This is a genomic window from Clostridium sp. DFI.5.61 (assembly GCF_024462915.1).
GTDB classification, from domain to species: domain Bacteria; phylum Bacillota; class Clostridia; order Oscillospirales; family Oscillospiraceae; genus Lawsonibacter; species Lawsonibacter asaccharolyticus.
Genome location: NZ_JANGBZ010000125.1, coordinates 1 through 484 on the forward strand (window position 1 = coordinate 1; position 484 = coordinate 484).

Genomic DNA, 484 nt, shown 5'->3' on the forward strand with positions numbered 1-484 from the left:
TCTGCCGAAGATACTTGCCTGGAGACGGGCTGGGAAAATAGGTAGTGCCTACACAAGGGTCCGGTCCAACCGGGCCGGACCCTTTCACATTCCTCAATAGCTCAGTCGGTAGAGCATGCGGCTGTTAACCGCAGGGTCGTTGGTTCGAGTCCAACTTGGGGAGCCAAAAATGCGGCTTGCCGCCACTTGCTCGTGACGGCAAGCCGTAATTTCAAAATAACGTGTGAACGGTTAATGGGCCTTTAGCTCAGTTGGTTAGAGCAGCCGGCTCATAACCGGCCGGTCCACGGTTCGAGCCCGTGAAGGCCCACCATATAGGGGTATAGCTCAGCAGGTAGAGCAGCGGTCTCCAAAACCGCGTGCCGAGGGTTCGATTCCTTCTGCCCCTGCCAGAGAGTTGCAGAGTGATCTGTTTTTATATTGATTAAATGGCTCGGTAGTTCAGTTGGTTAGAACGCCGGCCTGTCACGCCGGAGGTCGAGGG

Annotated in this window: 3 tRNA genes; all 3 read left to right on the forward strand. The window is 55.6% G+C overall.

The annotated features are described in order from the left end of the window. Positions 1–90 precede the first annotated feature (90 nt). The 3 genes from NE584_RS19350 to NE584_RS19360 all read left to right on the forward strand — a co-directional run bounded on the left by NE584_RS19350 (position 91) and on the right by NE584_RS19360 (position 392). Positions 91–166: transfer RNA gene (locus tag NE584_RS19350), tRNA-Asn, on the forward strand. 70 nt (positions 167–236) lie between these two features. Beyond that, positions 237–313, forward strand: a tRNA-Ile gene (locus NE584_RS19355). Between the two features lie 3 nt (positions 314–316). After that, positions 317–392, forward strand: a tRNA-Trp gene (locus tag NE584_RS19360). Positions 393–484: the final 92 nt, after the last annotated feature.